The 15,115-nt window shown below is 30.0% G+C and carries 15 protein-coding genes, 1 tRNA gene and 2 riboswitches; of the genes, 11 read left to right on the top strand and 5 right to left on the bottom strand.

Annotation, left to right across the window (positions count from 1 at the left end; genetic code table 11):
* Positions 1 to 8 precede the first annotated feature (8 nt).
* Both thiC and JOC70_RS13885 read right to left on the bottom strand, forming a co-directional pair.
* Positions 9 to 1,322 carry a phosphomethylpyrimidine synthase ThiC gene (gene thiC, locus JOC70_RS13890; protein WP_204599563.1) on the bottom strand — a complete coding sequence of 438 codons (1,314 nt, stop codon included), beginning with the start codon at positions 1,320 to 1,322 and terminating at the stop codon, positions 9 to 11.
* Positions 1,323 to 1,404: 82 nt separating this feature from the next.
* Positions 1,405 to 1,512: riboswitch (TPP riboswitch) on the bottom strand.
* A 141-nt stretch (positions 1,513 to 1,653) separates the two neighbouring features.
* A riboswitch (TPP riboswitch) is annotated at positions 1,654 to 1,755 on the bottom strand.
* A gap of 125 nt (positions 1,756 to 1,880) precedes the next feature.
* Complete coding sequence (locus JOC70_RS13885) at positions 1,881 to 2,225, bottom strand: winged helix-turn-helix transcriptional regulator (RefSeq protein WP_204599490.1); 345 nt, start codon at positions 2,223 to 2,225, stop codon at positions 1,881 to 1,883.
* A gap of 260 nt (positions 2,226 to 2,485) precedes the next feature.
* On the opposite strand from JOC70_RS13885, the gene JOC70_RS13880 reads away from it, so the two are divergent.
* Both JOC70_RS13880 and JOC70_RS13875 read left to right on the top strand, forming a co-directional pair.
* Entirely contained in the window at positions 2,486 to 3,121 is a 636-nt protein-coding gene (locus tag JOC70_RS13880) for a flavodoxin family protein (protein ID WP_204599489.1), read from the top strand.
* A gap of 113 nt (positions 3,122 to 3,234) precedes the next feature.
* The gene (locus JOC70_RS13875; RefSeq protein ID WP_204599488.1) at positions 3,235 to 3,387 is read left to right on the top strand and encodes a hypothetical protein; all 153 of its coding nucleotides are present in this window, start codon (positions 3,235 to 3,237) and stop codon (positions 3,385 to 3,387) included.
* A gap of 85 nt (positions 3,388 to 3,472) precedes the next feature.
* Here JOC70_RS13875 and JOC70_RS13870 read toward each other — a convergent pair whose 3' ends face one another.
* Positions 3,473 to 4,864: a L,D-transpeptidase family protein gene (locus tag JOC70_RS13870; RefSeq protein ID WP_204599487.1), complete on the bottom strand. Its 1,392-nt coding sequence runs from the start codon at positions 4,862 to 4,864 to the stop codon at positions 3,473 to 3,475.
* A 498-nt stretch (positions 4,865 to 5,362) separates the two neighbouring features.
* Between JOC70_RS13870 and JOC70_RS13865 the strand changes: the two genes are divergently transcribed.
* The 3 genes from JOC70_RS13865 (at position 5,363) to JOC70_RS13855 (ending at position 9,331) form a co-directional block, all read left to right on the top strand.
* On the top strand, positions 5,363 to 5,941 hold the full coding sequence (locus tag JOC70_RS13865; RefSeq protein WP_204599486.1) for a phosphatase PAP2 family protein: 579 nt from the start codon (positions 5,363 to 5,365) through the stop codon (positions 5,939 to 5,941).
* Positions 5,942 to 6,407: 466 nt separating this feature from the next.
* Positions 6,408 to 8,054, top strand: coding sequence for a ribosomal protection-like ABC-F family protein (abc-f, locus tag JOC70_RS13860; RefSeq protein WP_204599485.1), 1,647 nt, complete (start codon positions 6,408 to 6,410; stop codon positions 8,052 to 8,054).
* 50 nt (positions 8,055 to 8,104) lie between these two features.
* Complete coding sequence (locus tag JOC70_RS13855) at positions 8,105 to 9,331, top strand: MFS transporter (protein ID WP_204599484.1); 1,227 nt, start codon at positions 8,105 to 8,107, stop codon at positions 9,329 to 9,331.
* 107 nt (positions 9,332 to 9,438) lie between these two features.
* On the opposite strand, the gene JOC70_RS13850 is transcribed toward JOC70_RS13855, so the two are convergent.
* The gene (locus tag JOC70_RS13850) at positions 9,439 to 9,699 is read right to left on the bottom strand and encodes a thioredoxin domain-containing protein (RefSeq protein ID WP_204599483.1); all 261 of its coding nucleotides are present in this window, start codon (positions 9,697 to 9,699) and stop codon (positions 9,439 to 9,441) included.
* A 198-nt stretch (positions 9,700 to 9,897) separates the two neighbouring features.
* Here JOC70_RS13850 and nagZ point away from each other — a divergent pair, with 198 nt between their 5' ends.
* The 5 genes from nagZ (at position 9,898) to JOC70_RS13825 (ending at position 14,188) form a co-directional block, all read left to right on the top strand.
* Entirely contained in the window at positions 9,898 to 11,361 is a 1,464-nt protein-coding gene (gene nagZ, locus JOC70_RS13845; protein ID WP_204599482.1) for a beta-N-acetylhexosaminidase, read from the top strand.
* Positions 11,362 to 11,425: 64 nt separating this feature from the next.
* Entirely contained in the window at positions 11,426 to 11,947 is a 522-nt protein-coding gene (locus JOC70_RS19215) for a hypothetical protein (protein ID WP_243429138.1), read from the top strand.
* Positions 11,948 to 12,099: 152 nt separating this feature from the next.
* Positions 12,100 to 12,864, top strand: coding sequence for a TipAS antibiotic-recognition domain-containing protein (locus tag JOC70_RS13835; protein ID WP_204599481.1), 765 nt, complete (start codon positions 12,100 to 12,102; stop codon positions 12,862 to 12,864).
* Positions 12,865 to 13,078: 214 nt separating this feature from the next.
* A complete protein-coding gene (locus JOC70_RS13830) occupies positions 13,079 to 13,807 on the top strand; it encodes a DUF421 domain-containing protein (RefSeq protein ID WP_204599480.1) in 729 nt (242 codons plus the stop codon).
* Positions 13,808 to 13,822: 15 nt separating this feature from the next.
* Entirely contained in the window at positions 13,823 to 14,188 is a 366-nt protein-coding gene (locus tag JOC70_RS13825) for a DUF4363 family protein (RefSeq protein WP_204599479.1), read from the top strand.
* A 92-nt stretch (positions 14,189 to 14,280) separates the two neighbouring features.
* Here the strand turns inward: JOC70_RS13825 and JOC70_RS13820 are convergent.
* A tRNA-Met gene (locus JOC70_RS13820) sits at positions 14,281 to 14,356 on the bottom strand.
* Between the two features lie 264 nt (positions 14,357 to 14,620).
* Between JOC70_RS13820 and JOC70_RS13815 the strand changes: the two genes are divergently transcribed.
* Positions 14,621 to 14,935, top strand: a complete 315-nt coding sequence (locus JOC70_RS13815; RefSeq protein ID WP_204599478.1) for a hypothetical protein — start codon at positions 14,621 to 14,623, stop codon at positions 14,933 to 14,935.
* Positions 14,936 to 15,115 lie beyond the last annotated feature (180 nt).

The following is a 15,115-nucleotide window of genomic DNA, read 5'->3' as shown; positions in this document are numbered from 1 at the left end:
ATCACTTCCTAGTTATCTTCTCTTAAAATATTGATATCTTTTCCCTGCATTATTTTATTCATATTTCTCATAGAGCACATTTTTCCGCACATAGTGCAGCTGTCCTCATGCTCAGGAGAAGATTCTTTTCTATATCTTCTAGCTTTTTCTGGGTCAATAGAAAGCTCGAACATTTTCTCCCAATTAAGTTCTTGTCTTGCTTTACTCATTTCATTATCCCAGTTTCTAGCACTAGGAATATTTTTGGCTATATCGCCAGCATGAGCAGCTATCTTTGAAGCAATGATACCTTCTTTAACATCCTCTAGATTAGGTAATCTTAGATGCTCTGCTGGAGTTACGTAGCATAGAAAATCAGCTCCACAGCTAGCAGCTAATGCTCCTCCAATAGCACTTGTGATGTGGTCATAGCCAGGGGCTATATCTGTAACTATAGGACCTAATACGTAAAATGGAGCACCATGACAAAGTTTTTTTTCAAGCAGCATATTTGCTTTAATTTCATTTAATGCCATGTGTCCAGGGCCTTCTATGATAACTTGAACGTTTCTTTCCCAAGCTCTTAAAGTTAATTCTCCTAGTACCATTAGTTCTTTTATTTGACAGGCATCGGTAGAATCATTGATAGAACCAGGTCTACAAGCATCTCCAAGACTTAAAGTTAAATCATATTTTTCGCATATATCTAATAACTCATCGTAATATTCATAAAAAGGATTTTCCTTGTTATTAAGTTCCATCCAGGCATAAAGAAGAGAACCTCCTCTTGAAACAATGTTTGTAAGTCGTTTATTTCTTTTAAACACATTTGCAGTTTCTCTATTTATACCAGCATGAATAGTTACAAAATCTACACCATCTTTTGCATGCTTTTCTACAACATCTAAAAATTCCTTTGCAGTAATATCCTTTAATTCTTTATCATAAAAACCCACAGCGTCATATATTGGTACAGTTCCTATCATAGCAGATGATGAAGTAACAAGTCTTTGTCTAAATTCTTCAGTTTTTCCAAAGGAGCTTAAGTCCATTATAGCTTCAGCCTTCATGTCTAAAGCTAGCTGTACTTTTTTCATTTCTTCATCAATATCGCAGCAATCCTTTGATATACCTAAATTTACATTTATTTTTGTTCTCAATCCTTCTCCTATACCTTCTGCATCTATGGATTTATGATTCTTATTAGCTGGTATAGCAACTTTACCTTCTGCAATAAGCTTTTTTAAAACTTCGATATCCATATTTTCCTTTTTCGCTACTATTTCCATCTCTTTTGTAATAATACCTTTTTTAGCTGCATCCATTTGAGTTGTATACATAATTTAAACTCTCCTTTATTATTTAATTATTTTTGACAAAAATAAAATGCAAGCCTATATAGGGCTTGCAACAAGAATACAAATGTATAGTTGAAAAATGCTCCCTACGTTGGAATTATCCAAATCAGGTTATGAGGGTCAGAGATAGCATCTCTTTCTCAGCTTATTAGCATAAGCTCCCCTTGCGCTAGACCTTTTCAAAAAATAAGTATTAATGTTTATTATCTTCATTTTTGAAATGGTCTAATTATTAAATTTTAAAAGCAAACTAAAAAGAAGCTTTACCATATGGCAAAGCTTCCTACAAAATCATATTATAAAAATCAATTATAATAATACTCGTACATAACTTCCCTACGGTAGTACTAACTACGTCAGGTTCATAGAGTTAGATTATTAAAATCTTCTCAGCCAAAGGGCACCCCTAGTTAATTATATTTATTTTTTATGTAAATAATATATCACTTTAAACTCATTATAATACTGAAGTGATACTGTGTAAAGGATTTTTTTAGAATAATTATTCAGTGTTTCTTTAATAGTATATTTTAATTTAATAAATTATTGATCACAATCACTATTTAAGTGAGGATAATATTTAATTGACCAATCTTCAACTTCTTTAATAATCTTGGTAAGTTCTTTTCCTTTATCAGTAAGATAATATTCAACTTTAGGTGGAATTTCTGCATAAATTAGTTTACTTATCAATTCATCATTTTCTAGTTCCTTAAGCTTCTCATTTAATACCTTTTGACTTATTCCTTTAGTTATCCGCTGAAGTTCTAAAAATCTTTTAGGTTCCTCATATAAATGGCATAGTAAAACTGCTTTCCATTTACCTCTTATAAGATCCATTGCAAAATCTAACAAACATATATATTCTTTTTCATTATAATATATCATTAAATTACCTGCCTTTAGTTATTTTGTGAATAGAAGAAAATAAAATTGAAAAATATAATATAGTTATATTATATACTAAAAAAATTATCAATATAAAATTTATCGCATAGCCTAAATATACATATTACAATAAATCTTACCTAAAGGTAAGTTATCTAACAAAAAAGTGCGTACTTGTTAATTAAATTACTGAACCATATAATAATGGCATGATCTGAAAAGATTTAAATATAATAATTTTTATGGAGGTATTATATATAATGAAAGTAATTGCTTTTAACGGAAGTCCTAGAAAAAGTGGAAATACTTATGAGGCCATAAAAGCTGTAGCTAATGAGTTAGAAAAAGAAAATATAGAAGTAGAAATTATTCATGTAGGGAACAAAGTAATACGTGGATGCCTAGCATGTGGTGGATGCAGTAGAAATATGAATGAAAGATGTGTTATAGAAAATGATGAAGTCAATGGATGGATTCAAAAAATGAAAGAGGCTGATGGAATTATTCTAGGATCTCCTGTACATTATTCAGCTATTGCAGGAACCATGAAATCATTTTTAGATAGAGCATTTCTTGTAACATCAGTAAATAGCGGAATGCTTAGACATAAGGTAGGCGCTAGTGTTGTTGCAGTTAGAAGATCAGGAGGGGTTCCAACCTTTGACCAACTAAATAACTATATTAACTATTCAGAAATGGTAATGCCTACATCAAACTACTGGAATGTAGTACATGGTACAGAACTAGGTGAAGCAACCCAAGATGAAGAAGGAATGCAAATTATGAGAGTTCTAGGTAAAAATATGTCTTGGCTTATGAAGTTAATTCATTCTGGTAAAGATAATATAGAAGAAAGTCAAAGAGAAGATAAAGTATTCATGAATTTCATAAGATAAGGCTGCACATGATTATTAGTAAAAAATAAATATATTAAGTTTATATCTTCATCATCACTTCATAATTGAGATTTAGAATATTTATATAGAATTTATGAGGAGAGGATAAGGATATGAGATTATTAAAAATTTTATTTAGTAAGAAATTTAGACGAGAGTATTCAAAAAAGCTTGTAAGTGAATATAATAAAACAAATGATATGGTTGAAGAGATATATAGAGCAGCAATAAATGAATGTAAAGAGTCAAAACATAAGGCTGCCTAGTTTTAAAATTCTAGTTTAATAATGGCAAAGAAGGGCTATCTTAGAATAATTAAAAATTATTTTGAGACAGCCCATTTTAGTTAAATTAATAATAGCAGATAATTGGAGTTCCTGCTTCGATATTGTTAAATATTGCTTTTGCTACATAGTAGGGAGCATTTATACATCCATGAGAACCATTTGTTAAATATATATTTCCGCCAAATGTGCTTCTCCAATTTGCATCGTGAATACCAATGCCTCCGTTAAAAGGCATCCAGTAACTTACAGGTGCAGCATAATCAACTCCGCGGAGGACAGTATCCTTTTGTTTATATTTCAATTTATAAGTACCTGAAGGTGTTGAATGGCTACTACTCACATTTCCTGTAACAACACTTCCCTCTACAATAAGAAAGCCATTTTTATAAAACCATAGATATTGCCTCGATAGATTGATTTCTACATAAGTATTTCCAATATCATTAATGCCATGAGATAGTGCAGTTTGATTATATACTGGTTTTTTAGTTATAGATTTTGCATTCTTTACAGCTGCAATTATGTCCTGAACTTCTTTAGATTTGTTAATTGACCACCCATAATCACCACCACTAACTGATACTGATTTTCCTGATGATGTAATAAAGCTTCTTGTACTGCCTAATGTGTCGTAAGTTTTTGCTAAAGTATCTATATAGTTTTTAACTTTTATTTCATCAAATGTTACTTTCAAATTGTTATCCACATTAATCCAGGTGTTTATTATAGTACCATCTAAAATTTCCGTACTCTGACCAAAGGTATATGTGATTTTTGTGGACACATATTTATCAAGCATGTCTTTGATGGCAAGTATTTCTTTAGAATTTGAAGTATACCGAGGTTTTTCATAACAATTTATCGTTTTTAAATCTACAGTATTTTCTCCTTTAATAATTGCATCAACAATATGATTGTATAATATATTTTTACTGACTTTATTGCCATCAACTTCTTTTATAATCTTATAACCATTATCCGTAAATTGAAAACTAGCATTTTTAGGATTAATTATGGTATCAGGATTAAAACAAGAGAGACTATCTATAGATTTTTTTAACAATTTTTCATCATAGGAAATTATATCAGATAATTTAAAGTCTTTTTTATTAAAAATACCATAAATCCATTGAAAAGGGTTTTGATTAGTTTTTAAACTTTTAATTTTCTCATGTGAGTTATTGATATATTTTAAACCAATATCGGATGCTGTAATTTGTTCTTCTATACCATTTTCATCTCTTAAAAGTAGTACATAGGAGCTAAGTTCAGATTTCATTTGTTTATTTACGTCCTCTATATTTTTCCCGGAAACATTAATACAGTTAATTGTAGTGCCAAAGTAAAAACGATTCATAAAATATATGGACATTGCTAAGTACATACTAAGTAAAGTTCCAAAAAAAGTTAAGATAAGTAACATAGTTTTTCTGAACTTATTTTTGGGTTCCCCCATGATAATTAATCCCTCCACATTATTACACAAAAGCTAAAAAGAATTTTATTCATAAATAAAAATAATATCTTTTTAGCCACTCATTTTATAATATGTAGAAGCACTGATATTGCTCCTGAAATACATAAGTATTATAAATAAAAATATTTATTATTAAAATCATTCTTTTAATGTATAACATTAATTTTCTTAATAAACCTTAATGTGTTTCTAACAAAATTTTAATATTTAACATTTAAAATATAAATTACATTGTTACTTTTCTAGGTAAAAGAGCAAATTATTATATAAAAAAGAGTTGTAGTTAAGCAATTCAATTAAATTTTAAATTTAAAGATGAAATAATAATTTTCATAGTAAAATTAAGATTTTCTTAAGTAAATTTTTGATTTTATAACTAAAACATCATTAAAAACTATGATAGAATTAATATATATAATATAATAGTTAATATGTTTTTAAATTTAAATAAAAATATAGGAAGGAAGTGATTACTGTATGATAGCTTACTTGCAAATTATTGATAGAAAAATGTTGAATTTATTAAGCAAAAAAATTAGATGTAAAGTGCTTGATAAAATAATGCCGCTAATTACTTCTTTAGGTAATGGTGCCATGGTGTGGGCAATTATTTCAATATATTTAATACAAAACGAGAATTATAGAATTGAAGGTTATATGGTAATTGCTTCTATAATTTTAGTTACTATTATTGGAGAGGGAATAATAAAGCATATTATAAAAAGGACAAGGCCTTTTGAACATATGAAGATAAATAAACTATTAATATCGAAACCCATAACCTATTCCTTTCCGTCAGGACACACCGCATCTTCATTTGCAGCATCAGGCATACTCATCATGATGGACAGTAAATTAAGCATTATGGCAGTTGTTTTAGCTTCATTAATAGCATTTTCTAGAATTTATTTAAATGTCCATTACCCATTAGATGTTATTACAGGAATTGCACTAGGTCTTATATGTTCTAAAGTAGTGGTAACTATTTTTCATAGTGAAAGTATAAATTATTTATATCTTACTGTTATTCCTCGCATTCTATGTATGAGGAAATAGTTTTATTTAGAAATAAATAAATGGCATCCATGAGTTGACAATTATGTAAGTTAACTATATAATCTTATTGAATATCAATAAATTTTATTTTAGGAAAGGGCAAGGTATTGGCAGAAATGAGAATGTAATTCACTTTTAATGATGTAAAATGAAAATTTAAATAAAGTTTTGATAAAGGCTTTATTGTCATGCATTTTATTAAATTTGAGAGTGGATAGTGTTTTTGTAACTGTTGATAGTTTGTCTATATAATGAAATTTTAGCCTTAATTAGCTAATTAAATCTTGATATGTACTGGTATATGAAACTTATCTTCTTATTGTTAGAGGATTAAGTGATTTACGAAAGATCATATATTTGTATTATCACTTTATTCTTACATGAGTTCAGATTTGATTTGGGTTACATTTAGGTTATTATATAGTTATTACGCTATCCTCTCCAAGTTACAAGGAGGGGATTTTTTATGTTGTTAATGGAATGCAGTAATATTAAAAAATATTTTGGCGATAGATTGGTGCTAGATGTAGAAAACTTAAAAATTTATTCTGAAGATAGAATAGGAGTTATAGGGTCAAATGGAGTAGGTAAGACCACCTTGATTAATATACTAAGTAGAAGGATAGAACTAGATGAAGGTTGGGTTAAGCTATATGAAAGGTACTCATATATATCTCAGTTAGAAGAACCTGAAAATAGAAACATTAGTAATGAAATGGCTTCAAAGTTTGGTGTTCAAAATACTTGGGATGAGAATATGAGTGGAGGAGAAAAGACCAGATTTAAACTTGCAGATGGTTTCAGCAATAACAGCTTATTGATATTTGCAGATGAACCTACTAGTAATGTGGATATAGAAGGCATTGAGCTTATGGAGAAAAAGTTTGGTGAGTACAAAGGTGCATTAGTGCTAATATCCCATGATAGAAACTTTTTAGATAAGCTTTGTAATAAGATATTGGAAGTAGAGGATGGAAGAATAAAAATATATAATGGCAATTATAGTAGCTACGTTGCTCAAAAAACCCAAGAAAGAGAACGAGCTGAATTTGAATATGATGATTATGTGAAAGAAAAAAAACGGCTTGAAGCAGTGATTACTGATACAGCGCAAAAGGTAAAGAGTATAAAAAGAACACCTAAGCGAATGGGGAATTCCGAAGCAAGGCTCCATAAGATGGGAGGACAAAAGGCAAAAGCAAGTCTTGAGAGGGCAGTAAAAAATGTTGAAAAAAGAATAGAGCATCTTGAAGTTAAGGAAAAGCCTAAGAAAGAAGAGGGAATTAAGCTGAACATTATAGATTCAAGCAAGCTTCATAGTAAAATGATTATAGAAGGCTGCAATATAAATAAATCCTTTGGAAAGAAGGTTATATTCAATAATGCTGAATTCAATATATACAATGGATCAAAGACAGCATTAATTGGATATAATGGATGTGGCAAAAGTACTCTAATTAAAATGATAATGAATAATGATGATTCTATAAAAATTGCAAAGGGAGCAAAGATAGGATACTTTAGCCAAGATATGAGTATTTTAAAAGAAAACTTAACTATAATAGAAAATGTAATGGAAAGCAGCATATATAATGAAACCTTTGCTAGAATATTATTGGCAAGATTGTTGTTTAAAAGAGAGGACATTTATAAAAAAATAAACGTATTAAGTGGAGGAGAACGAGTTAAGGTTTCTTTTGCAAAAATGCTGCTTCAGGATATTAATTTACTTATATTAGATGAGCCTACTAACTATATGGATATAAATTCTCTTGAAGTCATAGAAACTGCACTTAAGGAGTATGATAGAACCTTACTATTTGTTTCTCATGATAGAAGATTTATAGAGTCTGTTGCAAATCAGATAATGATCATAGAAAACTATAAAATAAATATGTTTAATAAAAACTACAAGGAATATTTAGCTAGTAAAAATAAAATTGTAGATAATAATAAATCTGAAATTGAAAAACAAATCTTTGTATTACAAAATCGTCTTTCTGAACTTATAGGAAGACTATCAATGCCATCAAAAAAAGATGATGTTGCATTACTAGATAAGGAATATCATGAAGTACTAACTAAAGTAAAAAAATTAAAAGAAAGTATTTAAAAAATAAGTAGTCTTTAATTATAAAAAAGACTGGGAGGAACATTTACTGTATGAATAATAATTGGAAAAGAAATATAACACTTTTTTTAGCTAGTCAGACTATATCTCTCTTTGGATCTATGCTGGTTCAATATGCAATTACATGGTATATTACATTACAAACACAATCTGGCGTAATGATGGCTATATCAATTATTTGTGGGTTTGTACCTACCTTTTTTCTTTCACCCTTTGCAGGGGTATGGGCTGACCGCTATAATCGAAAAGTGCTTATAATGTTATCAGATTCTTTGATTGCAATATCAACACTTATTTTAGCTATATTATTTTTAAAAGGATACGATTCACTATGGATGCTTTTTGTGGCATCTGCAGTGCGTTCCGTGGGTTCAGGAGTGCAAACTCCAGCTATATCAGCATTTCTTCCACAACTTGTGCCAGAGGATAAGCTTACTAAGGTCAATGCAACAAACAGCAGTATACAATCATTGGTTATGTTGGTATCACCTATGATTAGTGGAGCTCTTTTAAATATGGCTACCATAGAATCGATATTTTTTATAGATGTTATTACAGCAGCTATAGCGGTTTCCATATTACTTTTATTTTTAAAGGTTCCATCTCATGCAAAAGCATTAGAAAAACAAAAGACTAGCTATTTTAGTGATATGGTCGAAGGTTATAACTACATTAAAAATCATGGATATGTTAAGCGATTCTTTGTATTTTGTGCGATTTTTTATGCATTAGTTTCACCAGCTGCATTTTTAACACCTCTGCAGGTGGCACGTAGTTTTGGTGATGATGTTTGGCGTTTAACGGCAGTTGAAATCACTTTTTCAGTTGGTATGATGTTAGGTGGTATCATTATAGCATCTTGGGGAGGCTTTAAAAATAGAACTCATACAATGACGCTATCAAGCCTTATCATGGGAATATGTACCTTTGCACTTGGAGTTGTTCCAAACTTTTGGGTATATTTAAGTTTCATGTGTTTATTTGGCGCTGTTATGCCTGCCTTTAATACACCTGCTACGGTTTTATTGCAGGAGAAAGTAGAAGAAAATTTCCTAGGTAGAGTATTCAGTGTTTTAGGGATGATATCAAGTATCACCATGCCTCTTGCCATGCTTGTGTTTGGGCCTTTGGCTGATGCCGTTGCTATAGAATGGATGCTTATTGGAACTGGAGTGCTACTAGTTGTTCAAGGTTTCTTCTTAATGAAAAACAAAGAACTTATTGAGGCTGGAATGCCAGTTTCTAAGCCTGAATTATAGTATTATTGGATTGCTAGATAAAAGAGGTATTTATAATGTTATTTATGAAGCTATGGGTTTAAAAACTCATAGCTTTTTTTGCTCCATAAATATATAAAACTTTTTATTTATTTAGCGGCTTCCTCAAAGGCCTGTATAACAATATCCTTAGTAGTGCCTCCTTCATAAACTTTGCTATTTCCAACATAGTAAGTAGGAACATAATAATAATCATACTGCTTAGATATATCAGGATGCTTTTCTTCATCTATTATTTCCACTTTAATATCTCTGTATTTTGGATTTTCTTCTTTTACCTCATCTATCCAATTAATTGCTCGTCTGCAATGAGGACACCAATCTGTTATAAATACTTTTAGATCTTTCATCAAAACACCACCCTTACAAAAATTTATCATAAGAATAGTATACACTTTTATAATAAATTTTAAAGATGATATAACAAACCTACAATTGGGTAAAAATATAACAGTTGTTGAATTTATTAGTATCTATAATAGAAGAGGGCATTTTTATTATATTTACGTATATATAGGTAAAATAAAAGTTACAGGAAGGTTAAGATTATGATAAAGAAGATAATATTACTAGTTAGTGTTTTTTTATTACTTAGTGTGGCTGGTTGTACTAAGAAAAGCGTTGAAGAAAAGATAGGAATAAGAGGGGAAATAGTAGAAGTATCATTAGACGATAACAGTAAAATAATAGGAATATTAGTAGAAGGAAACTTAGAACAGGACACACAGCATGATAAAGCTAGTGTATTCATTGGAGAGAAAACCAAAATTTATGATAAGGATACCAAAGAAGAATTGGAGAAAAGTGACTTGAAAAAAGGGACAAAAGTAGAAATTATATTTGAAGGGCCTGTAAGAGAATCCTATCCTGTTCAAGCTGATGCTAAAACAATTAAAATTATTAAGCAAGTTGATCCTATAGCAGAAAAGATAAATACAATGACTTTAGATGAGAAAATTGGTCAAATGCTTATGGTAGGTGTTGATGGATATAATTTAAGTGATAATTCTAAAAAGCTTATAAGAGAGCATAAGGTAGGAGGATTTATAATATTTGATGAGAATGTTCAGAGTACTGAACAACTACTTAATTTAGTTAACTCATTGAAAAAGGAAAATGCAGATAACAAAATTCCGCTATTTTTTTCTCTGGATGAAGAAGGAGGAAAAGTAACAAGGATGCCTAAGGAGTTTAAAAGATTTCCCACTAATAAAGCAATTGGTCAAATAAATGATAAAGATTTTTCAAATAAGATTGGCAGAACTATTGCTAATGAAATAAAGTCCTTTGGGTTTAATATGAACTTTGCACCAGTTTTAGATGTTAACAGTAATCCTAAAAATCCAGTTATAGGTAGTAGATCCTTTGGAGTAAACCCTGATATTGTAAGCAGTTTAGGTGTTGAAACCATGAAAGGAATCCAATCAGAAAATATTATCCCTGTAGTGAAGCATTTCCCAGGACATGGTGATACTTCAGTAGATTCACATGTAGGACTTCCAACTGTAAATAATGATTTAGATAGATTACAAAGCTTTGAACTGATACCTTTTAATAAAGCTATAGAAAATGGTGCTGATATGGTAATGATTGCACATATACTTTTACCTAAGATTGATAGTGAAAATCCTTCGTCTATGTCAAAAACTATTATTACAGATATATTAAGAAATAGTCTTAGATTTGATGGTGTTGTAATTACCGATGAGATGACTATGGGTGCAATAATTAAAAACTATAATCTTGGAGAGGCTGCGGTAAAGTCAGTAAATGCTGGAACTGATATTATATTAGTTGGGCATGGTTATAATAATGAAATAGGAGTAATTAATGCTTTGAAAGGTGCAGTATCAAATGGGGAAATATCAGAAGGAAGAATAGACGAAAGTGTTTATAGAATATTGAAACTAAAACAAAAGTACAACTTGAAGGATGAAATAATAAATTCTGTAGATATTAATAAAATAAATAATAAAATAAAAACCCTTTTAGATATTTACAAGATATCCTAAGAATTTATAATAAAAACCTTGAAAATACTAAAAAGAGATTATTAAATAATGGAGGAATAGGCCTATGAGTGATAGAGAGAATAAATTAAGAAAAAAGTGGTTTTATGGAATATCTTACGTTGCAGTGATATCTACATTAAGTATTATATTAAATACTATAGTGCCTATAGGAAAAACTAATATTGCATACGCAGTAGAGAGTATAAAGACTCTAACTAGTAGCATAGCAGATCAATCATCAGTAGGTGAATTTGCAGATAACCCACAAGTTAAAGTTCCTGTTGATTTAGAGAGGGAAAAAAATAATCAAAAGAGCGTTGATGCAGGGCATTCACCATGGAAGTTAGACCCAGTATTTGTAACTCAAGTTTTTGTAAGCTTAAAGATTTCTCCAGAAGGTATTCAAGGGGATTATCCTATTAAATATGAAAATCTTAAAATAGTAAAAAACACTGAGAAGGAAGCAATTGTAGAAGTGCTAGGAGATACAGCTCCTATTAGAAGGGTGTATCTACAAAGACTTGTAAGACAAGATAGCACAGGAATATGGACTGTGGTTGGGTATGATCCTGTGTTTAATAAGTAACTAACAAAAATAAACAAGGGTATGATACATTTGTAGTATCATACCCTTATTCATTATTTTTATCACTAAAAAGAAGTAAAATATTTAAAAAAGGTTATTGACATTAACGTTACGTAAAGGTGTATATTTATTTTGTCAGGAGGTGAAAGCACGTGGAATATACAGTGCAAAAACTAAGTAAAATAGCAGGTGTAAGTACCAGAACACTTAGATATTATGATGAAATAGGAATTCTTAAGCCGGCAAGAATTAATTCATCAGGATATCGTATATATGGTCAAGCGGAAGTTGATAGATTGCAGCAAATATTATTTTACAGGGAATTAGGTGTAAGTTTAGAAAGTATAAAAAATATAGTAACTGCACCATCCTTTGATGGAGCAAAAGCACTGAAAGAACATCGCGCCCAGCTTCTTGAAAAGAGAAATCAATTAGATTTATTGATTTCAAATGTTGATAAAACAATTGCCTTAACGGAAGGGAGAATTACTATGAGTGATAGAGAAAAATTTGAAGGATTTAAACAAAGGATGGTTGATGACAACGAGGATAAATATGGTAAGGAAATAAGAGAAAAGTATGGTAATGATACTATTGAAAAGTCAAATGCAAAGGTAATGAACATGACAGAGGAACAATATAATGAGGTGACAAGTCTTGAAAATCAAGTGAAGAAAGCCTTAGCGGAAGCTTTTGAAAGTGGTGATCCATCTAGTGATATAGCTCAAAAGGCAGCTGATTTACACAAGAAATGGCTTACTTATTTTTGGAGTGAGTACAGCAAGGAAGCACATGCTGGTCTTGCTCAAATGTATGTTGATGATGAAAGATTTAAAGCTTACTATGATAAGGAGCGACCTGGAGTAGCAGAGTTCTTAAGAGATGCAATTTTCATTTATACAGGAATGAGCAAATAGTATATTAAGTAAGTAATAAGAGAGCATATATAGATTTGTATAAAGATCTATATATGCTCTCCTTTTTATAGTCTTATTTATATTTATGCTATATAAATTTTATATTAAGAGGAGATACTATACAGGTAAATGGGAAAATATGTTGATGAACAATATGGCAAAGAAGTTATGTAGAATAGTTTAAATAGAGAGTAGGAAATAAGGAGGTAATACTTTGAATGAAGGATTAGTTGTTTTTGTTAGAGCAATTATAGGTTTTTTTTCACTGCTTATCTTTGCAAGAATTTTAGGAAAAGAGCAAATAAGTCAGTTGACATTTTTTGATTACATTCTAGGTATTACAATTGGATCTATTGCAGCTACACTGACTACAGATTTATCAAGTAGGGCATGGCCGCACTGGGTAGGACTTGTAACTTGGGTTGTACTAGGATATTTAATGGAGCTTTTAAGTTTAAAGTGGAGGTATGCAGCTAAGTACTTGGAAGGAGAACCAGCTATTGTAATAATGGATGGGAAGATAATGGAAGATGTTTTGAAAAAAATGAGGTATACGGCAGCAGAGATTTTAGAATTACTCAGAAACAAAGAAGTGTTTAATCTTAATGAAGTGGCCTATGCCATAATAGAGCCCAATGGAGATATTTCAATTCTTAAGAAGCCGGAGTATTTACCTTTAACGTTAAAAGATATTAATATTAAGGCAAAAACACCTGGCATAGGCACAGAAATAATTTATGAAGGAATGATTATAGAAGAAAATTTGAGACAACTTAATAAGGACACAAAATGGCTACTAAAGGAACTAAAAAAATATGGAATAAATGATCCGTTAGAGGTGTTTCTTTTAACTTTAGACCCAGGAGGAAATTTATATATTGATAAGTACAAAGATCATATTAAAAAAGTTACTGATATAGGGGATTACAAAGGACCTTACTAAGAAAGGTGAAATAAAATGAGAAAATTTTTTATAGTTTCAATACCAATAGTTACAATAATTTGTTTTATACTAATAATGCTAAGTGGAAACTATCTTAAGAATTCTTTTAGTCAAAATGACAATGTACCACAGCTTATTCAAGTTTTAAATAAAAATATTAGTGATGAAAAATGGGAAGAAGCTAATAGCACTATCGAAAGATTAGATCAAGCATGGAATAAAATTGTTAGGAGAGTTCAATTTAGCTTAGAAAGAGATGAGATTAATGGATTTAGTTTTACTTTGGCACGTCTTCGAGGTGCAATTAAGGGAAAAGATAAAGTAAGTTCATTTTCTGAATTGAGCGAGGTATATGAACGTTGGAATAGTTTAGGAAAATAACACTAAACAGAGTAAAATCTTAAACATATAAAAGATAAATAATGGATATTAAATCTAAAAAACATCCTAAATTATTTAGGATGTTTTTTCTATGGTTGCGGGAGCAGGACTTGAACCTACGACCTTCGGGTTATGAGCCCGACGAGCTACCAACTGCTCCATCCCGCGATATTATCAACTAAGGTTTTCCTTAAGCTGTAGGTTAAGTATAGTGTACTTAATGATATAAGTCAAGGTTTTTTTAAAAAATAATAATTATTAATAAAAATTATATCAAAATGGAGTGTAAAGTTTGAGAATTTCCTCACCAATGTGCACTTATTAAATCAACGAGTTACTGATTACATTCAGTTAAATATATAAATTCTTGAGATAAACTAATATGCAAAGTATAATAAAAGGAAGCTGTTTACTTACAAAAGGAGTGAAAATATGATTAAAATTGAAGAACTGCTATCAGGAGATTTTTCTGCATATCCTGAAGAAACTCAGAAATTTATGAAAGAATATACTGAAAGACTTAGAGATAGTATAGAAGAAGAGTTAGTAACCGACATGGCAAACAGAATGCTTAAGGATATAGACAAAAATAACGAAAACTTTATGAACATTCTTACAGATATACTAAGTAATGGGTGTAAGGGTTTTAGTAAAATGTCGACTCAATCACTGCTGAATATATATTTGGACAGAAAAACTGAAGAAGATTTTTTTAATCTATTGAAAAAATTGAATGAAGAAGCATAAAGTTAATAATTGTAGAAATTTACGTGTATAGTAAAAGTCATCTCTAAAATAGGGATGCCTTTTTTATTTATAATGATGTAAACAAAATGTTAAATTTATATAGCATAGTGAATATTTTTGTAATTTTAACCGATAAAATAAGCTAAGAATATTAAAGAGTACAAATAACGGTGAAAAGTA

The sequence above is a fragment of the Clostridium pascui genome (genome assembly GCF_016908015.1).
GTDB classification, from domain to species: Bacteria; Bacillota; Clostridia; order Clostridiales; family Clostridiaceae; genus Clostridium_AK; species Clostridium_AK pascui.
This window is presented reverse-complemented; position numbering and strand designations above follow the sequence as displayed.

Bases quoted from the DNA above. Each gene is read 5' to 3' on its own strand.
- JOC70_RS13885 (WP_204599490.1), bottom strand. From the start codon at position 2,225: ATGATATATTATAATGAAAAAGAATATATATGTTTGTTAGATTTTGCA.
- JOC70_RS13880 (WP_204599489.1), top strand. From the start codon at position 2,486: ATGAAAGTAATTGCTTTTAACGGAAGTCCTAGAAAAAGTGGAAATACT.
- JOC70_RS13875 (WP_204599488.1), top strand. From the start codon at position 3,235: ATGAGATTATTAAAAATTTTATTTAGTAAGAAATTTAGACGAGAGTAT.
- JOC70_RS13870 (WP_204599487.1), bottom strand. From the start codon at position 4,864: ATGGGGGAACCCAAAAATAAGTTCAGAAAAACTATGTTACTTATCTTA.
- JOC70_RS13865 (WP_204599486.1), top strand. From the start codon at position 5,363: ATGATAGCTTACTTGCAAATTATTGATAGAAAAATGTTGAATTTATTA.
- abc-f (WP_204599485.1), top strand. From the start codon at position 6,408: ATGTTGTTAATGGAATGCAGTAATATTAAAAAATATTTTGGCGATAGA.
- JOC70_RS13855 (WP_204599484.1), top strand. From the start codon at position 8,105: ATGAATAATAATTGGAAAAGAAATATAACACTTTTTTTAGCTAGTCAG.
- JOC70_RS13850 (WP_204599483.1), bottom strand. From the start codon at position 9,699: ATGAAAGATCTAAAAGTATTTATAACAGATTGGTGTCCTCATTGCAGA.
- nagZ (WP_204599482.1), top strand. From the start codon at position 9,898: ATGATAAAGAAGATAATATTACTAGTTAGTGTTTTTTTATTACTTAGT.
- JOC70_RS19215 (WP_243429138.1), top strand. From the start codon at position 11,426: ATGAGTGATAGAGAGAATAAATTAAGAAAAAAGTGGTTTTATGGAATA.
- JOC70_RS13825 (WP_204599479.1), top strand. From the start codon at position 13,823: ATGAGAAAATTTTTTATAGTTTCAATACCAATAGTTACAATAATTTGT.
- JOC70_RS13815 (WP_204599478.1), top strand. From the start codon at position 14,621: ATGATTAAAATTGAAGAACTGCTATCAGGAGATTTTTCTGCATATCCT.